The organism is Mycolicibacter heraklionensis (assembly GCF_019645815.1).
In the GTDB taxonomy this organism is placed as follows: domain Bacteria; phylum Actinomycetota; class Actinomycetes; order Mycobacteriales; family Mycobacteriaceae; genus Mycobacterium; species Mycobacterium heraklionense.
Genome location: NZ_CP080997.1, coordinates 1,381,591 through 1,400,094, shown reverse-complemented (window position 1 = coordinate 1,400,094; position 18,504 = coordinate 1,381,591). Strand labels below are relative to the sequence as shown.

19 protein-coding genes are annotated in these 18,504 nt (G+C 68.2%); 8 read left to right on the top strand and 11 right to left on the bottom strand.

The window, feature by feature from the left end; genetic code table 11:
* The first annotated feature begins 170 nt into the window (after window positions 1-170).
* Complete coding sequence (corA, locus tag K3U94_RS06705) at window positions 171-1,205, top strand: magnesium/cobalt transporter CorA (protein WP_220695996.1); 1,035 nt, start codon at window positions 171-173, stop codon at window positions 1,203-1,205.
* A gap of 163 nt (window positions 1,206-1,368) precedes the next feature.
* Here corA and K3U94_RS06700 read toward each other — a convergent pair whose 3' ends face one another.
* The 6 genes from K3U94_RS06700 to K3U94_RS06675 all read right to left on the bottom strand — a co-directional run bounded on the left by K3U94_RS06700 (window position 1,369) and on the right by K3U94_RS06675 (window position 6,870).
* Window positions 1,369-1,980: a suppressor of fused domain protein gene (locus tag K3U94_RS06700; RefSeq protein ID WP_220695995.1), complete on the bottom strand. Its 612-nt coding sequence runs from the start codon at window positions 1,978-1,980 to the stop codon at window positions 1,369-1,371.
* A complete protein-coding gene (locus K3U94_RS06695; protein ID WP_220695994.1) occupies window positions 1,980-3,122 on the bottom strand; it encodes an ABC transporter ATP-binding protein in 1,143 nt (380 codons plus the stop codon). The genes K3U94_RS06700 and K3U94_RS06695 overlap by 1 nt, the downstream gene beginning before the upstream one ends.
* A 4-nt stretch (window positions 3,123-3,126) precedes the next feature.
* Complete coding sequence (locus K3U94_RS06690; RefSeq protein WP_047320136.1) at window positions 3,127-3,954, bottom strand: carbohydrate ABC transporter permease; 828 nt, start codon at window positions 3,952-3,954, stop codon at window positions 3,127-3,129.
* Window positions 3,951-4,844 (bottom strand): carbohydrate ABC transporter permease, encoded by an 894-nt coding sequence (locus K3U94_RS06685; RefSeq protein WP_220695993.1) that lies wholly within the window; start codon window positions 4,842-4,844, stop codon window positions 3,951-3,953. Before K3U94_RS06685 ends, K3U94_RS06690 begins: the two co-directional genes overlap by 4 nt.
* Complete coding sequence (locus K3U94_RS06680; protein ID WP_220695992.1) at window positions 4,841-6,262, bottom strand: extracellular solute-binding protein; 1,422 nt, start codon at window positions 6,260-6,262, stop codon at window positions 4,841-4,843. The genes K3U94_RS06685 and K3U94_RS06680 overlap by 4 nt, the downstream gene beginning before the upstream one ends.
* An 80-nt stretch (window positions 6,263-6,342) precedes the next feature.
* Window positions 6,343-6,870: a YflT domain-containing protein gene (locus K3U94_RS06675; protein ID WP_047320139.1), complete on the bottom strand. Its 528-nt coding sequence runs from the start codon at window positions 6,868-6,870 to the stop codon at window positions 6,343-6,345.
* A gap of 78 nt (window positions 6,871-6,948) precedes the next feature.
* Here K3U94_RS06675 and K3U94_RS06670 point away from each other — a divergent pair, with 78 nt between their 5' ends.
* Both K3U94_RS06670 and K3U94_RS06665 read left to right on the top strand, forming a co-directional pair.
* Window positions 6,949-7,566, top strand: coding sequence for a DUF4190 domain-containing protein (locus K3U94_RS06670; RefSeq protein ID WP_220695991.1), 618 nt, complete (start codon window positions 6,949-6,951; stop codon window positions 7,564-7,566).
* 447 nt (window positions 7,567-8,013) lie between these two features.
* Complete coding sequence (locus tag K3U94_RS06665; protein WP_131721562.1) at window positions 8,014-8,682, top strand: hypothetical protein; 669 nt, start codon at window positions 8,014-8,016, stop codon at window positions 8,680-8,682.
* Between the two features lie 131 nt (window positions 8,683-8,813).
* Here the strand turns inward: K3U94_RS06665 and K3U94_RS06660 are convergent, their stop codons facing one another.
* On the bottom strand, window positions 8,814-9,779 hold the full coding sequence (locus K3U94_RS06660) for an HpcH/HpaI aldolase/citrate lyase family protein (protein ID WP_220695990.1): 966 nt from the start codon (window positions 9,777-9,779) through the stop codon (window positions 8,814-8,816).
* 24 nt (window positions 9,780-9,803) lie between these two features.
* On the opposite strand from K3U94_RS06660, the gene K3U94_RS06655 reads away from it, so the two are divergent.
* The 4 genes from K3U94_RS06655 to K3U94_RS06640 all read left to right on the top strand — a co-directional run bounded on the left by K3U94_RS06655 (window position 9,804) and on the right by K3U94_RS06640 (window position 14,258).
* Window positions 9,804-11,102 (top strand): magnesium transporter MgtE N-terminal domain-containing protein, encoded by a 1,299-nt coding sequence (locus K3U94_RS06655; protein ID WP_047321606.1) that lies wholly within the window; start codon window positions 9,804-9,806, stop codon window positions 11,100-11,102.
* Complete coding sequence (locus K3U94_RS06650) at window positions 11,099-11,617, top strand: DUF1003 domain-containing protein (RefSeq protein ID WP_047321605.1); 519 nt, start codon at window positions 11,099-11,101, stop codon at window positions 11,615-11,617. Before K3U94_RS06655 ends, K3U94_RS06650 begins: the two co-directional genes overlap by 4 nt.
* A gap of 108 nt (window positions 11,618-11,725) precedes the next feature.
* Window positions 11,726-13,054 carry a lytic transglycosylase domain-containing protein gene (locus K3U94_RS06645; protein ID WP_220695989.1) on the top strand — a complete coding sequence of 443 codons (1,329 nt, stop codon included), beginning with the start codon at window positions 11,726-11,728 and terminating at the stop codon, window positions 13,052-13,054.
* A 49-nt stretch (window positions 13,055-13,103) separates the two neighbouring features.
* Window positions 13,104-14,258 (top strand): Mrp/NBP35 family ATP-binding protein, encoded by a 1,155-nt coding sequence (locus K3U94_RS06640; protein ID WP_047317101.1) that lies wholly within the window; start codon window positions 13,104-13,106, stop codon window positions 14,256-14,258.
* A 7-nt stretch (window positions 14,259-14,265) separates the two neighbouring features.
* Here the strand turns inward: K3U94_RS06640 and tatB are convergent, their stop codons facing one another.
* From tatB to sigE, 4 genes are all read right to left on the bottom strand, one after another.
* Window positions 14,266-14,649: a Sec-independent protein translocase protein TatB gene (gene tatB / locus K3U94_RS06635; protein ID WP_047317102.1), complete on the bottom strand. Its 384-nt coding sequence runs from the start codon at window positions 14,647-14,649 to the stop codon at window positions 14,266-14,268.
* Between the two features lie 12 nt (window positions 14,650-14,661).
* Entirely contained in the window at window positions 14,662-16,161 is a 1,500-nt protein-coding gene (htrA, locus tag K3U94_RS06630; RefSeq protein ID WP_047317103.1) for a serine protease HtrA, read from the bottom strand.
* An 87-nt stretch (window positions 16,162-16,248) separates the two neighbouring features.
* Window positions 16,249-16,656, bottom strand: coding sequence for an anti-sigma E factor RseA (gene rseA, locus K3U94_RS06625; RefSeq protein WP_220695988.1), 408 nt, complete (start codon window positions 16,654-16,656; stop codon window positions 16,249-16,251).
* A 122-nt stretch (window positions 16,657-16,778) separates the two neighbouring features.
* Window positions 16,779-17,570: an RNA polymerase sigma factor SigE gene (sigE, locus tag K3U94_RS06620; protein ID WP_082133880.1), complete on the bottom strand. Its 792-nt coding sequence runs from the start codon at window positions 17,568-17,570 to the stop codon at window positions 16,779-16,781.
* Between the two features lie 192 nt (window positions 17,571-17,762).
* Here sigE and K3U94_RS06615 point away from each other — a divergent pair, with 192 nt between their 5' ends.
* Complete coding sequence (locus K3U94_RS06615) at window positions 17,763-18,428, top strand: O-methyltransferase (RefSeq protein WP_220695987.1); 666 nt, start codon at window positions 17,763-17,765, stop codon at window positions 18,426-18,428.
* Window positions 18,429-18,504 lie beyond the last annotated feature (76 nt).

Sequence of the window (18,504 nt, the reverse complement as noted above, 5' to 3'; positions counted from 1 at the left end):
AAGTGCTCCTCGAACGAGTTCGGCTGGTCTGGCTTTGGTCCGGGTCGAAACTAGCGCACCGGCGTCGTCACCGAAACTTCGGGACCTCCAGCCCTTCATCGCGCTCACCGTGCACGTTGGCGCCGGACGCGTAGCATTTGACCGGCACCTGCGCGGGAGGGAGAGCGGCCATGACGGCGTTGCGGGACCCGACACCCCGAGTGCTGGTCGACTGCGGTGTCTACGCAGACGGCCAGCGGATTCCCGGCGAGTTCACCCCGGCCGGCGCCCGGGCCAAGGTGCGCGAGATCGAGGCGAGTGGCCGGGAGGCGTTCGTCTGGGTCGGTCTGCACGAGCCGGGCGAGGCCCAGATGCAGGGCGTGGCTGCCACCTTCCAACTGCACCCGCTGTCAGTCGAAGACGCAGTTCAGGCACATCAGCGGCCCAAGTTGGAGCGCTACGACGACACCTTGTTCCTGGCGCTCAAGACCGTCAACTACATCCCGCACGAGTCGGCGTTGCTGCCGCGCGAGATCGTCGAAACGGGCGAGATCATGATCTTCGTCGGCAAGAACTTCGTGGTCACCGTCCGGCACGGCGAGCACAGCGGCTTGGCGCAAGTCCGCAAAAGGATGGACACCGATCCCGAACAGATGCGGCTGGGTCCGTTTGCCGTGATGCATGCCATCGCCGACTACGTGGTGGACCGCTACGTCGAGGTGACCAACCTCATGGAAAGCGACATCGACGTCATCGAGGAGACGGCGTTCGCGCCCGGCACCCGCACCGACGTCGAACCGATCTACCAGATCAAGCGTGAGGTCGTCGAGCTGCGGCGCGCGGTCGCGCCACTGTCGGTGCCGTTCGAGCGGATGCAGACCGACTACCGGGATCTGATCTCCAAAGAGGTGCGGCGCTATCTGCGCGACGTCGCCGATCACCAGACCCGCGCCGCCGAGCAGATCGCCGGCTACGACGAGCTGCTCAGCTCACTGGTGCAGGCCGCGCTGGCACGAGTGGGCATGCAGCAGAACACCGACATGCGCAAGATGTCGGCCTGGGCCGGCATCATCGCCGTGCCGACCATGATCGCCGGCATCTACGGAATGAACTTCGACCGCATGCCGGTGCTGCACTGGGCATTCGGCTATCCGATGGTGGTGGCGGGTATGTGCGTGATCTCCGCGGTGCTCTACCGCGCGTTCCGCCGCAACGGCTGGCTCTGAGGGCCGCCCGCCCTGCCTCCACTCTCCGCGAGCGAGCGTGTTTGTACGCCGACACGCCGCTGCGGTGGTGCAACCGTGCACGCTCACACCCGGGTGAGCGTGCGCAGTTGCACAGGTTTCTCGGCGTGCCGCGGTACAAACACGCTCTCTCGCCGGAGAGAAACTACAGCGGCTGGGACGCGGGACGGTCCGGGTCGAAGACGTCCACGCCGTCAGACCGCCAGGCCTCGCGCATCGCCTCGGCGCCCTTGAGCCGCACCCAGGCGGCCTCGGTCGCGGTGATCGGGGTGGCGGACAAGAACCGCACCGGCTCCCGCGGCGGTGCCAACGCCAACTCTGCGACGTCGCTGTCGCCCAGCAACACCGCGGTGAACGGCACCGGGCCCGAGGGCCCAGTCCACAGCGGCCCCCCGAGGTCGATCAGCGCATCGGGCGCCAACACCACCCCTTCGACCACCGGCGCGGCCGCTACCGCGGCGAGACTGCGGGCCAGCCCGGTATCAGAACCCGAGGAACGCAGGCTCACAACGATTTCGGCCCGGGGGCCGTGCACCGGGTCGGCCAGCAGCTGACCGGGGTCGCCCATGGGGTGGCGCGAGCAACCCGCCGAGACGTAGTGCACCATCCGGTCGGGTCCGGGCCCGAACCGCAACACCTCGATGGGCTCGACACCCAGAAACGTCACCCGTGCGGTGTCGGGTTCGACACTCGAGCCGGCGACGCCCGCGAAATGCCGTCGGACATGCTCACGCACCCGGTCCAGCTCGTCGCTCATCACGCGGCCGGCGGCACGCTGAGGTTCACCCCGGATTTGGCGTCGAACACGACCACCTTGTCAGGGTCCAGCGCCAGCTCGATCGGCTGCCCGCCGGCTGCCTTCGACGCAGCCGGAACCCTGGCCACCAGATCGTTTTCGGCTGATGCGTCGCCGGATTCGTTCGGGGTGAAGTACAGGTACTTGTCGGCGCCCAGTGATTCGACGAGGTCGACGCGGGCCGCGAACGTCACCGCGCGGGCGCGCTGAGCGTCATCGAGCAGCGCGGCATCGCCGAGATGCTCCGGGCGCACCCCGATGACCACCGCACCGCCGGCCGGTGCCGGATGCTTGCCGATCGACGCGCGCGTCGCCGCGTCGAGCGGTAGCTCACCGATGGGCAGGCGTACGCCGGTCGCGGTCAGCGTTCCCGGGAAGAAGTTCATCGCCGGAGAGCCGACGAAACCGGCGACGAACAGGTTGGCGGGCCGCTGGTAGAGCTCGTCGGGCGTGCCGATCTGCTGGGCGATCCCACCGTGCATCACCACCACCCGGTCACCGAGCGTCATCGCCTCGGTCTGGTCGTGCGTGACGTAGACGGTGGTGGCGCCCAGCCTGCGCTGCAGCCGGGCGATCTCACTGCGCATCTGCACCCGCAGCTTGGCGTCGAGGTTCGACAGCGGCTCGTCCATCAGAAATGCCTTGGGGTGCCGAACGATCGCCCGCCCCATCGCGACCCGCTGCCGCTGGCCGCCGGAGAGCTGCGACGGCTTGCGGTCCAGAAGAGCTGTCAGGTCGAGGATTTCGGCGACCTCGGCCACCTTCTCGGCGATCTGCGGCTTCTTCATCTTGGCCAGGGTCAACGGGAACGCGATGTTCTGCCGCACCGTCATGTGTGGGTAGAGGGCGTAGGACTGGAACACCATCGCGATGTCGCGGTCCTTGGGTGCGCGCTCGTTGACGCGTTCGCCACCGATGCGCAGCTCCCCCGACGTGATCTCCTCCAGACCGGCGATCATGTTGAGCGTGGTGGACTTTCCGCAGCCCGAGGGCCCCACCAAAATGATGAACTCGCCGTCGGCGATGCTCAGCGACAGGTCCTTCACCGCCACCGCACCATCGGGGTAGCTCTTGCTGACGTGGAGGAGTTCGATCTCTGCCATCGGCCTATCCCTTCACCGCGCCGGAGGTCAGTCCCGCCACGATCCGTCGTTGGAAGATTAGAACAAACACGATGATCGGCACGGTGATCACCATGGCGCCCGCCGCGATCGATCCGGTCGGCTCCTCGAATTGCGAACTGCCGGTGAAGTTGGCGATCGCCACCGGCGCGGTGACCGAGGCCTTGGTCGCCGTCAGCGACAACGCCAACAGCAGGTCGTTCCAGGCGAAGATGAACACCAGAATCGCCGCGGTGACGATGCCCGGCGCCGCGAGCGGCGCAATCACCTTGCGGAACGCCTGACCGGGGGTGGCGCCGTCCATCTTGGCGGCCTTCTCCAGGTCCCACGGGATCTCTTGGAAGAACGCCGAGAGGGTGTAGATCGCCAGCGGCAGAGCGAAGGTGATGTAGGGAATGATCAACCCCAGCCAGGTGTCGAACAGCCCGGTGGCCCGCTCGATGTTGAAAATCGGTGTCACCAGCGATATCTGAGGAAACATCGCGATCAGCAGGGCCGCCCCGATCAGCAGCCTTTTGCCGGGGAAGTCCAGGCGAGCCACGGCATAGGCGGCCATTGCCCCGATCACCACCGCGATCACCGTGGTGATCAGCCCGATACCCACCGAGTTGATCAGCGCCGAGCCGAAGACGTCACCGGCGAAGATGCCGCGGTAGTTGTCCAGGGTCACCGACGACGGAATCAGCTTGCCGTCCTTGACCGTTGAGGTGGGTTTGAGCGACAACGAGAAGATCCACAGCACCGGGACCAGGGCGTAAACCACCACCGCCAGGTCGATGATCAGCCACGCGGTGCGGCGGCGAAGCTCGGTCATCTCTGGCCCGATCCCGGCGCCGCGGCACCGAACACTTTGACGAACACCCACGCGATCAATGCCACGCAGATGAAGATCAGCACCGAGATCGCCGACCCCAACCCGACGTTGAATCCCTTGAACAGGTTGTCGTAACCCAAGATCGACACCGAGCCGGTGCTGTTGGATCCGTTGGTGAGCACGTAGATGTTGTCGAAGATCCGAAACGCGTCCAGCGTGCGGAACAGCAACGCCACCAGGATCGCCGGTTTCATCATCGGCAGAATGATGGTGACCAGTCGCCGCCAGGCACCGGCACCGTCCACCTGTGCTGCCTTGAGCAGTTCGTCGGGCACCAGTGCCAGCCCGGCCAGCAGCAGCAGCGCCATGAACGGCGTCGTCTTCCACACCTCGGCCAGCACCACGATCCCCAGCGACGGGAGCTGGTGGGTCAGTGGCGCACTGCCGGTGGGCAGCAGATTGGCCAGGTAACCGGTCCCCGGAGTCCAGGCGTAATACCAGCTGTAGGCGGCAGCGACGGTGACGATGCCGTAGGGCACCAGCACCGCCGTGCGCACCATGCCCTTGGCGAACAGGCTGCGGTGCATCACCAGTGCCAGCGCCAGGCCGAAGACGAATTCGAAGGCCACCGAGACCACGGTGATACCCAGCGTCACCGCGAACGCGGTCCACCAATAGGAGTCGGTCAGGGTGGTCTGATAGTTGGCCAGGCCGACGAACGCGGTGTCGTCCGGGGTAGTCAGGTTGTAACGCAACAGGCTCAGCCAGATCGCGTACCCGATCGGATAGGCCGTCACGGCCAGCATCAGGATCACCGCCGGCGCGACGAGCGCCACCGCGAGCCGGCGCTGTGAACGGACGTCATCTGCGCGGGAGTCGGCGCGGGTCACGGGATCAGCCCCTTGCCGTCGATGGCCTTGCGCACCTGCACCGTGAGCTCGTCGGCGGTGCGCTCGGGGTCGATGGCGCTGATCGGTGCCAGCGTTGCCGATATCCGGGTCGACACCGCTTGATAGACCGGTGTCACCGGCCGCACCGCGGCGTCGGTGAGTTGCTGACGGATCACGTTGTGCTGCGGGTACTTCTCCTGGAATTGCGGGTCGGCGTACACCGAGGCGCGCACCGCGGGCAGCCCGCCCTCGATCGCGACATACTTCTGGTTCGCGGCGTTTCGCAGACAGCGCACCGCTTCGAACGCCTCGGCGCGATGCCGGGTGGTCCTGGCCACCGCCAGGTTCAACCCGCCGAGGGTCACCTTGGCCGGATGCCCCGCCACCACCGCCGGATACGGCGCATACCCGAGCACGTTGCGGCTGGCCTCATAGGCAATGCGGTACTGCTCGTCGCTGGGCGCAAAGGCGCCGATGCCGTCGACACTGCCGGCCAGATCCGAACGCCCTTGCAGCGGAAGGAACCCCACCCCGCCCTTGACCGCGTTCTCCAGCATGGACGGCAGCACGAAGGGCCAGTTGACCTCCAGCGCCGCCTTGCCCTGCTCGAATGCCAGCCGGGCGGTGCCCTCATCGCTCTGGGTGATCGACGGGTCGGCCCCCGGAGCGGTCGCCACCGCCTTCATGACCCGCAGCGCAGCGACGGTGGCGGCCCGATGCTCGGCGGTGTCGGTGAGGGTGACGGACTTGCCGTCGTCGCCGAGGACCCGGCCCCCTGCACTTTCCAGCAGGGTGTTGAACCACACCACCAAGCCCTCGTATTGCTTGGCCTGCACCGCGATCCAGCTCGGCTCACCCGCGGCGTGCAATCGGGACGCCTCGGCGACCATGCCGTCCCAGGTGGACGGCGCGGACTTCATCAGATCCGGCCGGTACCAGAGTAATTGGGTGTTGGTGACGACCGGCGCGGCGTAGAGCCGATCGCGCCAGCGGGCGGTCGCGAGCGGGCCGGGCAGCGTGTCATCGGCGGCGTCGGCCTCGGCTTTGCCGGCCGGGTCCTGGGACAGCGGCAGCGCCCAGCCGGCCTCGGCGAATTCGGCGGTCCACACCACGTCCAGACCCATCACATCCAGGGTGCGGTCGTTGCCGGTGAGCCGGCGGGCCAATTGCAGGCGCTGGTCGTCCGCGGCGCGCGGCAGGCTGAACTGCTGCACCCGGTACCGGCCACCGGCCTGCTCGGTGCAGCGCGCCGCGAGGACACGGAACGTCGCGGTGTCGTTGGCCGGGGTGTACACGCTGATCACCGGGACATCAGCGGCCGACCCGGACGAACCGCAGGCCGATCCCGCCGAGGCAACGGTCAGTGCAGTCAGCGCAGCCGCGCCCAGCCGCCGTACGCGACCGCGCCGACTCGCCACGCCACCCGCCTCCCGTTGCCGTTTCGTGCCACGACGGTAAGGCCGCCTGACCGCGCTACGCAACAACGCCCGTCAGAGTGTCAGAGCGTCAGCTTCGCCAGTAGATCCCGGCCCTGCTCGGCACTCTGCGGGTCGCACAGCACGTCGTAGCGGCCCGCGACCAGCTGCATGGTCGAGCTGAAATCCCTTGTACCGCGGGCCATCGCGTAGGGAACCGACGAGGTGATCAAACCGAAGAACACCCCGGCGATCAGGCCGGTCACCAGCGCCTGGGTCGGGTTGGCGCTGAAGATGCCCAGCACCAGGCCGATGAACAGGCCCAGCCAGGCCCCGGTCAGCACGCCGCCGCCGAGGACTTTGGGCCAGGTGAGCCGGCCGGTGACCCTCTCGACCTGCATCAGGTCGACGCCGACGATGGTCACCTGCTGGACCGGAAACTGCTGATCGGACAGGTAATCCACCGCGCGCTGCGCCTCGGCGTAGGTGGGGTACGAACCGATCGGCCAGCCTTTGGGCGGGGTGGGCAGCCGGCCGATGTCCCGGCGCCCCGGCGCGGCCGCCGCGCCGATCGGATCGGGAGTCTGTCCGGGTTGGAAGGGGCTGGTCATGGGATTTCTTTCTCCTCGCTCCGGGAAGCGGCCGTCGGACGACGAGCCGGGCCCGGTGCATCGGCTAGGTTGAACAGCATGACAGCTCCCGGCGGGGATTCTGGCGAGAATCCACGAGGCAATGCCGACCAACCCTGGGCCGACGCGGGTGCACCCCCGCCCGACCAGGGCGGCTGGCCCTACCCGTCGGGCTTCGAGGGCTACCCGCCGGCACCCGGCTACCCGCCGCCTGGCTTCCCCCCGACTGGCTTCCCTCCGCCGCCCCCGTCCGCGGGCGGTTATCCGCCGCCCCCACCGCCCGGCAACTATCTGCCGCCCGGCGGCTATGTGCCGCCCGCACCTGCCGGCCCGAACGAATACCCGGGACTCGGCGCCCCTCCCGGATATCCTCCGCCGGGCTACGGCAACCCCCCGGGTTACCCGCCGTCGGGCTATGGCACGCCGTATCCGGGCAGCTACTTCAATCCGGGCCAGGCGCAGAAGACCAACGTCCTGGCGGTCAGCTCCCTGGTGGTGTCGTTGCTCGGCCTGGTGTTCTGGCCGCTGGGAGTGGCCGGCGTCATCCTGGGGGGCGTCGCGCTGAGCCAGATCAGGTCGACCGGTGAGGCGGGCCACGGTCTCGCGGTGGCCGGTACCGCGATAGGCGGTGTCGCCGTGACTCTTTCGTTCATTCTCGCAATGATCGCCCTGAACTAAGCGCCGAGCCGAGGTTCACCGGCCGCCCGGCGGGACGAAGACAGTTGCCCGCCTTTGCGCGACAGCACAGGGCGGGAAGCGGTGGCGACTGTGGCGCCTGAGGCCTGTCGTCAGCCCTAGGGTCGCGGCGACTTCACCGGCAGCCGCCACAGGCAGAACGCCAGTCGCCCTGACCGACGTTGCGCTGGTCATGAGGGCACCGGAGATTTGCTTTTTGCTTCGCAGCGATGGCTACGTCGACACCGTTGAACACTTCCGAGACTCGCGTGCCGAATCCTGGTCGGCCGGCCGGGGCCTCGGCCGATGGCTAAATAATCTAGAGGTAAATCTCACAATGAAGCGATTGCACTCTAAGCATAAATTAAGTATTATTCCTCCAGAGCAGACGCAAGTTCATGTTTCAGGTCAATTAGCTTGGAGGAGCGAACAATGGCTATGTTCTCATCGGTGCCCGTCACCGCGGGCCTGGCCGTCATCGGTGCCGGCTTGCTTGCCCCCGCGCCGCCCGCGGTTTCGCTGTCGGCGCCCCCTCAGGAGCATCGCGTCCAGCTCGCCGGGGCGTCCTTCTCTGACTTCCTGACATCCCACGGCTCAGCCGAGTGGACTTCCGCCGACCCAGGTGAAGCTGCCGACTACGGCAGTGACGTCAGTTATCCCGACATGGACCATATCCCAAACAATGCCCGTGACATCTTGCAAGCGGTAGTAGACCTGGGGCAGGCCCAGATCAGCGCGGGCCTCAGCGGTGTCTCCGGGGGTGACTTGATTGCAGGCTTGTGGGAGATCAGCAGCGGGTTGAGCAATCTTTTTGTCGCCGCCCCCGAAACCGCCGTCCTGGGCATGATCGACACGGCCCTGGCGCAGCAGATCGTCTTCCCCTATTTCGCGCCCAATATCCTCGTGTGGTCGTCGCTGGACTTCGGCGGGCTGATCAACGACATCCAACAGCGATCCGTGGCCGGAATGTCTGCAATATCGGACGGTATCGGAGCTCTTGCATTCGACGACATCAACGTCGGCCTGGCCAGCATCGTTGTCGGTCTGAACCATTTGCTGGTGGAAATCCCGCTGGATCTTATTCTCGGGCCCGCCACCGTGCTACTGGCCGGTTTGTGATGGGCGGTAGCTCCCGTCGCTTTACCGGGCAGGCGGCGCCAACTCGATCCCATTGACATAACGCAACAGTCGCTCAAAGCCGGGCAGTGGCCGTCATGGGTCGGTCCGGGGCGCGGCCCCACTGAACCCCGCTAGGCCGGCGGTGTGAACGGCGGCGCCTCACGACGCATCCCGGCCGCCCGGCCCTTGCCCGCCACCACCAAAGCCATTTTGCGGCTGGCCTCGTCGAGCATCTCGTCACCGAGCATCACCGCACCGCGGGCACCGCCGGCTTGCGAGGTGTGCCACGCATAGGCCTCCAGGATCAGCTCGGCATGGTCGTACTCGGACTGACGCGGGCTGAAGATCTCATTGCCCGCCGCGATCTGGTCGGGATGCAGCACCCATTTGCCGTCGTAACCGAGCGCGGCCGAGCGGCCGGCCACCCGCCGGAACGCCTCGACGTCACGCACTTTCAGATACGGCCCGTCGACGGCGGCGACCCCGTGGGCGCGCGCCGCCACCAGGATCGTCATCAACACGTGGTGGTAGGCGTCGCCCTCGGTATAGCCCTCGGGCTGCTCACCGACCTCCAGGGTGCGGGTGTTGAGGCTGGCCATCAGGTCGGCCGGACCGAGCACCAGCGCCTGCACCCGCGGCGCCGCGGCGATCGCGTTGATGTTCATCAGGCCGCGGGCATCCTCGATCTGGGCGTCGACACCGATCTGCCCGACCGGCAGCCCGTGGATGGTCTCCAGCTGGGTGAGCAACAGATCGAGGGCCTGCACATGCGAGGCGTCGGACACCTTCGGCAGCACGATCACGTCGAGTCGGCTGCCAGCGGCACCGACCGCCGAGACCACCTCGATCAGGTCGGCATGGGTCCACGGTGTGGTCCAGTCGTTGACCCGCACCCCCAGCAACGGGGCCGTCCAGTCCCGCGCGGTCAGCGCTTGGGCGGCCAGGCCCCGAGCCTGCTCTTTGGCCGCTGGAGCGACGGCGTCCTCCAAGTCGAGAAAGACCTCGTCGGCGGACAGACCCTTGGCCTTGTCGATCATCTTCTGGCTGCTGCCAGGCACCGATAGGCAAGTACGGCGGGGGCGATACACGTTGGTCACCTAAATACTCCTACCCTTTCAACCATGGCGTCGAGCAACAGGGTTTACGCAGCGCGGCTTGCGAGGATGCTGGTGCTAGGCCCGTTCGGCGAATCTGTCGGTCGGGTCCGCGATGTGGTCGTCAGTCTCAGTATCGTGCGTCAGCAGCCGCGTGTGCTGGGCCTGGTAGTCGAACTCCCTACTCGCAGACGCATCTTCGTGCCGATTCTGCGGGTCGCGTCGATCGAACCCAACGCGGTCACCCTCAACACCGGAACGGTGTCACTGCGCAAGTTCAACCAGCGGCCCGGTGAGGCACTGGTGCTCGGCCAGGTTTTGGACACCAAGGTCCGGGTCACCGACCCGGAGCTGCCGGAGCTGGCCGGCGTCGATGTGGCGATCACCGACTTGGCCATCGAACAGAGCCGCACGCGCGACTGGCTGGTCACCCGGATCGCGGTGCGGCATTCCCGGCGGCTGGGCCGGCGCGCCGCCGTCCACATCGTGGACTGGCACAACGTGCAGGGCCTCACCCCGTCCGCGCTCGCGATGCCCGGGCAGGGCGTGGCGCAGCTGCTGCAGCAGTTCGAGGGCTGGCGGCCGATCGAGGTCGCCGACGCCATCCGCGAGCTGCCGCCCAAGCGCCGCTACGAGGTGATCAACGCGCTGGACAACGCACGGCTGGCCGACATCCTGCAGGAGCTCCCGGAGGAACGTCAGGCCGTCGTACTGGCCCAGCTGGGCACCGATCGGGCCGCCGACGTGCTGGAGGAGATGGACCCCGACGACGCCGCGGACCTGCTGGGCGTGATGAACCCCACCGAGGCCGAGACGCTGCTGGCCAGGATGGACCCCGACGACTCCGACCCGGTGCGCCGACTGCTGGAGCACTCCCCTGACACCGCAGGAGGCCTGATGACCTCCAACCCGGTGGTGCTGACCGCCGACACCTCGGTCGCCGAGGCCTTGGCCCGGGTGCGCGACCCCGACCTGACTCCGGCGCTGTCGTCGCTGGTTTTCGTGACACGGGCTCCCACCGCCACCCCGACCGGCCGCTACCTGGGCTCCGTCCCGCTGCAGCAGCTGCTGCGGGTGCCGCCGGCCGAACTCATCGGCGGGTTCGTCGACTCCGACCTTCCGGCATTGAACCCGGAGGTGTCCCTGGCGGAGCTGACCCGCTACTTCGCCGCCTACAACCTGGTCTGCGGACCGGTGCTCGACGAACAGAACCACCTGCTGGGCGCGGTGACGGTCGACGACGTGCTGGATCACCTGCTGCCGGATGATTGGCGCGAAACCCCCGAGCCCGACCTGGGGCCGAAACTCGCCGGGAGGCCGTCGTGACCGACCGCTCGACATCGCAGCGGCTGTCCACGCCGCGCACCTCGCGGTTCCCCAGCTTGAACATGGATCCCGACGCGCTGGGCCGGTTCACCGAATCGGTGGCACGGTTCTTCGGCACCGGGCGCTACCTGGCCATCCAGACCATATTGGTGGTCGGCTGGATCCTGCTGAACGTCTACGCGATCCGATTCCAGTGGGACCCCTACCCGTTCATCCTGCTCAACCTGGCGTTTTCCACCCAGGCCGCCTACGCCGCGCCGCTGATCCTGCTGGCCCAGAACCGGCAGGAGAACCGCGACCGGGTCAGCTTGGACGAGGACCGCCGCCGCGCCGCACAGACCAAAGCCGACACCGAGTACCTGGCCCGGGAACTGGCGTCACTGCGCCTGGCGGTCGGTGAGGTTGCCACCCGCGACTACCTGCACCATGAGCTCGAGCGGGTCCGGGAACTGCTGGAGACCCTGCGTCCAGACCCCGATCCCGCCGCCCCGGAGCCCGCTCAACGGCCGTCCTGACAGGTGACGCGGACCAGATAACGGTCATCAACGGGACATGTCTTGGGTATGGTGACCTAGTTCACGAAGCCCGTGCGGTTTCACCAGAGCGGAATTAGGGGCGGTCGAGTGCCAACAGGGGGCGGCGCAGCGGAACGCGTGTCCCGCGCTGCCAGATTGCGGCGGGCGGCCCGCTCAGCCCTGCGGCCCGCCTTCGGCCTGACGTTCATCACCCCGCTGGTGTTCGCCGGCGCCGTAGGTGCCACGCCCCGCTCTCCGTCGACCTCGCTGCCGTTGCGCAATGCCGCGGTCACCCCGCTGGCGGCTTCGGTGCACACATCCTCGACCGGCCACTCCTCGGGCCCCTCCGTCGTCGCGGTACGCCGCCCGCAGGCGAACCTGCACGTCGCCGCGGGCGCACCGTCGGCGCCGCCGGCAGCGGTCGTCTATGCGCCGGGCACCTTGGGGATCCCCAAGACCGCGCTGGCCGCCTACCAAAACGCCGAACAGCAGATGGCGGTCGCCGATCCCCAATGCGGGATCAGCTGGAACCTGCTGGCCGGGATCGGGCGCATCGAATCCGGGCACGCCAACGGCGGGGCCACCGATGTGCGCGGCAACGTGCTGCAGCCGATCTACGGACCGGCGCTGGACGGCACCCTGCCCGGAAACGAAGTCATCGTGGCCAGCAGCGCCCCGGGACGCGTCGTCTACGCCCGCGCACTGGGCCCGATGCAATTCCTGCCCGGAACCTGGTCGCGGTACGCCGCCGACGGCGACGGCGACGGGCGAGCGGACCCGCAGAACGTCTACGACGCGACGTTGGCAGCAGCACGCTACCTGTGCAGCGGCGGGATGAACCTGCGCGAACAGTCACAGGTCCTGACCGCGATCCTGCGCTACAACAACTCGATGGCCTACGCGGAGAACGTGATGGGCTGGGCGGCGGCTTACGCCACCGGGGTGGCCCCCGTCGACCTGCCGCCGATCGTAGGCCCGGCACCGCCGATCGCGGACCTGCACCTGGAGCACCTGGAACACCCGGAAGGGCTCGGGCCCGAGTCGCTCAGCATGCACGGGATGTCCCAGGTCAACCACCCCGCCGAATCGTCGCTGATCGATCTGGGCCAGCCGAGTTTGGAGACCCAGCTGGCGAATATGCCCTGGCTGCCGCCGTGGATGACCTCGCCCGAGCAGCAACAGCAACAGCAGCTGCCGCGCCCCGCGGCGGCCTGCCGGATGATCTGCCTGGAGCCCCAAGCCGCGCCGGCCCCACCAGCGCCGCCCAACGGTGTCCCGCCGGCCCCCTTCGGTCCCCCGGAAGCCCCGCCGGCCCCGCCTGCGCCGATGCCGGCCTACGCCGTCGCACCGTCGCCGCCGGACGTCCCGGGCGCGCCGCCACCCCAGGCGCCTGCCGGTGCACCCCAGGACGGAGCGCAGGCCGTCCCCCCGGCCTGACGCATCTCACAGGCAAAGGCCCTGCCTCGCTGGCCTAGACTCGGTTGCGATGTCCGAGAATCACGATGAGACTGCGGCCCTGCACGACGCGATCTATGCAGCGCTGGGCAATGTGCTGGACCCCGATATCCGGCGTCCCATCACCGATCTGGGCATGGTCAAGAGCATCGAGATCGCGGACGACCGCAGTGTGCACGTCACGGTCTACCTGACGATCGCCGGCTGTCCGATGAAAGCCGAGATCACCAACAACGTCACCACCGCGATCAACGACGTGCCCGGCACCGGACCCGTCAAGGTCAGCCTGGATGTCTTCAGCGACGAGCAGCGCGCCGAGCTGCGCAAACAGCTGCGTGGCGACGCTCGGGAACCGGTCATCCCGTTCGCCCAGCCGGGCTCGCTGACCAAGGTGTACGCGATCGCCTCGGGCAAGGGCGGGGTCGGCAAATCCAGTGTGACGGTCAACCTCGCGGTCGCGCTGGCCGAACGCGGTATGTCCGTCGGGGTGCTCGACGCCGACATCTACGGCCACTCGGTACCACGGATGATGGGCGTCACCGCCCTGCCCACCCAGGTCGACTCGATGATCATGCCGCCGATCGGATACGGCGTGAAGGTGATCTCGATTGCGATGTTCACCCAGGGCAACACACCGGTGGTGTGGCGGGGCCCGATGCTGCACCGGGCGTTGCAGCAGTTCCTGGCCGACGTGTACTGGGGTGACCTGGACGTGCTGTTGCTGGATCTGCCGCCGGGCACCGGCGACATCGCGATCTCGGTGGCACAGTTGGTTCCGTCGGCCGAGATCCTGGTGGTGACGACGCCGCAGCAGGCGGCCGCGGAGGTGGCCGAGCGGGCCGGGGCGATCGCACTGCAGACCCGCCAGCAGGTCGTCGGAGTGGTGGAGAACATGGCCGGACTGGCCATGCCCGACGGGTCCACCATGCACCTGTTCGGCGAGGGCGGCGGCGAGCGGGTCGCCGAGCGGCTGACCCGGGCGATGGGCCGTGACGTGCCGCTGCTGGGTCAGGTGCCGATCGACAGCGAGATGGTGACCGGCGGCGACTCCGGATCCCCGGTGGTGCTCTCGCCGGACTCGGTGGCGGGCAAGGAGCTGCGCCGAGTCGCCGATCAGCTGGCCACCCGCCGACGCGGGCTGGTGGGGATGTCGCTGGGCTTGGACACCGGGGGCTCCCAGCGCTGAGTCTGGTCTAGGTCGCGTCGGTGTCGAAGGGAGCCGGTCCCCCCGGCTCGGGCACCACGGCCGGTGTCAGCGGCTTCGGGCGAGGCTCTGCGGCCAGCGAACCGACCGCGGTGAACAGTGAATCGTCGCCATCGAGCAGATGCCGGGTCAGCGCGGCGCGCGGTGTCATGCCGCGCAACTTCTGCAGTTCGCTCAGCGGCGCCCGAAGGTCGTCGAACTCCGGACCGATCTCTTCGCGTAGCTGGTCGGTGGCGTTGGTGACGTAGTCGCGGGCCTGGCGCAGCGCGCCGGCGGTCCACCGGATGGCTCCCGGCAGCCGCTCCGGGCCCAGGACCACCAGCCCGATCACCACGAGGACGAGCATCTCGCCCCAGCCGACATTCGCGAACATCGAGGCGAACTTCTAACCGTCGGGGGTGGGGGTCACCGTCAGCGTCACATGGCGCCCGTCCCGGACCACCTCGACCGGGGCTTCCTTGCCGATGGTCAGATTGCGGACCGCCACGACGAATTCGTTGGCGTCGGCAACGGTGCGATCGCCGATCTTGACCACCACGTCGTTCTCCAGCATGCCGCCCTTCTCCGCGGGGCTGCCCACCTTGACGTTGGCGATCTGCGCGCCGGACGCGATGGCGTTGCTGACCGAGCGAGCGCTGACCCCCAACGTGGGGTGCACGATCTTGCCGTCCTTGATCAGCGCCTCGGCCACGGTCTTCATCTCATTGACCGGGATCGCGAATCCCAGCCCGCTGGCGCTGTCGGACAACGACTTTCCGGCGGTGTTGATCCCGACCAGCTGGGCATCCATGTCGATCAGCGCACCGCCGGAGTTGCCGTGGTTGATCGAGGCGTCGGTCTGCACCGCGTCGATGACGGTGTCGGTGTCGGAGTCGTCGCCGGAGAGCGGCACGGGCCGGTGTACGGCGCTGATGATGCCGTGGGTCACGGTGCTGCGCAGGCCCAGCGGAGCGCCCGCCGCGATCACCTCGTCACCGACCCGGATCTTGTCGGAGTCACCGAGACGGGCCACCGACAGGTTGTCGACGTTGTCGACCTTGAGCACGGCCAGGTCGGTCTTCGGGTCGCGACCGACCAGGTTGGCCAGCACCTCTTTGCCGTCGTTGAACACCACCGTGGTCTTGAACTTGCTGGGGTTGTTGGCGGCTTCGGAGATCACGTGGTTGTTGGTGACGATGTAGCCCTTGCCGTCGATCACCACCCCGGAGCCCTGCATGCCCTGGTCGTCGCTGACCGACTCGATGGTCACCACGGAATTCGCGATGGCTTCGGCGACCTTGGCGAACCGCCCGGCCGGCTCCTCGGCGTTGCCCTTGGTGGACAGCGTCACCTTCGACGTCGTGAATGCCTCGACGACCTGCGCGGTGGTACGTCCGACCCAGCCGCCGACCATGCCGATCGCCAGCGCAATCGCGGCCAGCGTGGCCAGCGCCCGGTAGGAGATCCGGTCGCCGAACAGCACGTCGCGCACGCCGAGGCGGCCACCCCACTCGCCGGGCGCCCGCGGTGCGGGCGGGACCACGGCCGGCGCACCCAGTGCGGCGCCGGCGGCGGGGTCACGCCACGGGTCGCGGGTGTCTTCCAGCCCGTCCGGTTTGCCGTTGCGGCCCAGCGCGCCGGCGTCGGCAGGATGGCGCTGCAACGAGGGGCCGCTGCCGTAGGGCCGACTGAAGGCCTCTTTGAGCACCGGGTCCGGCGGCAGGTCACGCGGGGTGAACTCGCCCTGTTCACGGTACTTCTTGGGCCGTACGTCGGCGGGAATGAAAGAACCGGGCACCCCGTCGGGCCGGCCGAAGGCCTTTTTGGACGCACTGTCCACAGGGGGCCGGTAGACGGGTCGCGGCGCCAAGCGGTTACCGCCGGCGTTCTCGTTGTTGGAGCTCACCTATTCCTCTTCCGGGTCCAGCCCTGGGTCGCTTCCAGGCTCCGCGAGCACAGCATCACCGGGCGCTGGCGCCGCTGGAGATCCACCTTACCGACGTTTACGGCGTTCTTGAGGTTTGCCGTCGTCGAACCGGGCGGGCATCGGCCTGGTCGGCTCGTCGGGCGAACAGTCGGCCGGGGAATCGGGGATCTGGGACAACAGGCCGAGCAGCGCGGAGGGAATCCGGATCGGATGCGAATCGCGCAGGGCCGAGCGCGCCCGGCCCTGGTATTCCACTTCGGCCGCGCAATCGGGGCACAGCGACAGGTGGTGGGCCGCGCGCAGGTGGGCGTTCATCCGCAGCTCGCCGTCGACGTAGGCGGTGATCGCCTCGCTGCAGAGATGTTCGGTGGACCCGAACTGGCGCGGGGCACCGACCGGCGCGTCACTTTGCGAGGCGAACTGAGCGGGCAGCCAGGAGAATGCGCGACGGAAGACACCTCCGCGGTCCGTCACACCGGACTCCTCTCCGATCGCATACCCAGATCAGCACTCAATCGGGCTCAATAAAGACCCAATAAGAATGTAGCGCGATACCGCCCGCGGACGCGGAAACCCGAAGGTGTCGGCGACGCGGCTCAGCCGGCCGCGACGCCGCCGAAGGCCAAACCGTCGCGCTGACTGGTTCGAGCGGCGAGATAGTCACGCAGGGCCTGGCGGCCTCGGTGAATGCGGCTGCGCACGGTGCCCAGCTTCACCCCGAGCGTGGCCCCGACCTCCTCGTAGGACAGGCCTTCGATGTCGCACAGCACGACCGCGGCGCGGAACTCCGGCGCCAACGAGTCCAGCGCTGCCTGCAGGTCCGGGTCCAGCCGCGCATCGTGGTAGATCTGCTCGGGGTCGGGCTCGTCGGCGGGCACCCGGTCGTAGTCCTCCGGCAGCGCCTCCATGCGGACGCGCCCCCGCCTGCGCACCATGTCCAGGAACAGGTTGGTGGTGATGCGGTGCAGCCAGCCCTCGAAGGTTCCAGGCTGGTAGTTGTGCACCGAACGGAACACCCGGATGAAGGTCTCCTGGGTGAGATCCTCTGCGTCCTGCTGGTTTCCGGAGAGCCGGTAAGCCAGCCGGTAGACCCGGTCGGCGTGCTGGCGCACCAGTTCGTCCCACGACGGCATCGCCGCAACGTCTCCGGTGGCGTCGAACACCGCGGTGCCCTGCGGCTCCTCGGGCTGTTCGACCCAATCGGTGTCGGAGTAACGGTCCGAGTGGGTGGTCGGGTGCGACATGGCGACCGGGGGCAGCAAAGTGGTTATGGCGACGTCCTCTAGCTCGGGTCCGCCGTCTGGCGACGGCAGCTCACTATCGCGGTCAACGCGCACCGGGCCCCTCGTATTCCTAGCGTCTCGAGGCCGGTTCCTACCTCGTTCCATGCCGATACCGTTGCCTATCGCGGTATGCCAGCTCTGTGCTGTCACTGAACTCCGACTGTGAACCTGTGTTCGAATACGCCACGCACTGCGGTTATACGACCAGGTAACAGTTCGGACACGGGCCGCGCCCCGGGCGTGTCGGGCGGGCGCGCCGGTGCGCGGGCCGCAACGGCTTTGTCCTACGCTGCGGACATGGCCAGCACCGACGACACTCCCGGGGAGCCGCCGCGCAGTCGAGCCGATGCTCTGTTGGCGCACGCCGAGGACTCCATGACCGAGGACGCGGTTCTGGCGGCCGCCCGCGACCGGGCCGGGGAGATCGGCGTCGGGTCGATCAGCGCCGCGGTCGGCGCGCTACTGAGCCTGCTGACCAAACTCAGCGGCGGCAAGGCGGTGGTCGAGGTGGGCACCGGCGCCGGCGTCAGCGGGCTGTGGCTGCTGTCGGGGATGGGCGAAGACGGTGTGCTGACCACGATCGACATCGAGCCCGAGCACCAGCGGACCGCCAAGCAGGCCTTCGGTGACGCCGGAATCGGGCCCGGCAGAACACGGTTCATCAGTGGCCGCGCCCAAGAGGTGCTGACCCGCCTCGCCGACGAGTCCTACGACCTGGTGTTCGTCGATGCCGACCCGATCGACCAGCCCGGCTACGTCCTGGAAGCCGTGCGGTTGCTGCGGCCCGGCGGCGTGGTCGTGGTGCACCGGGCCGCCTTGGGCGGCCGGGCCGGAGATCCGGCGGCCAACGACGCCGAGGTGCTTGCCGTGCGCGAAGCGGCCCGGCTGATCGCCGTGGACGAGCGGCTGACCCCGGCGTTGATTCCGCTGGGCGACGGCCTGTTGGCCGCCGTTCGCGACTGAGACTTCACTCCCCCACACAACCTGCACTCCCGCACGCACCTGCGCTCCCCACTCCACCTGCGCTCCCCACCCACCT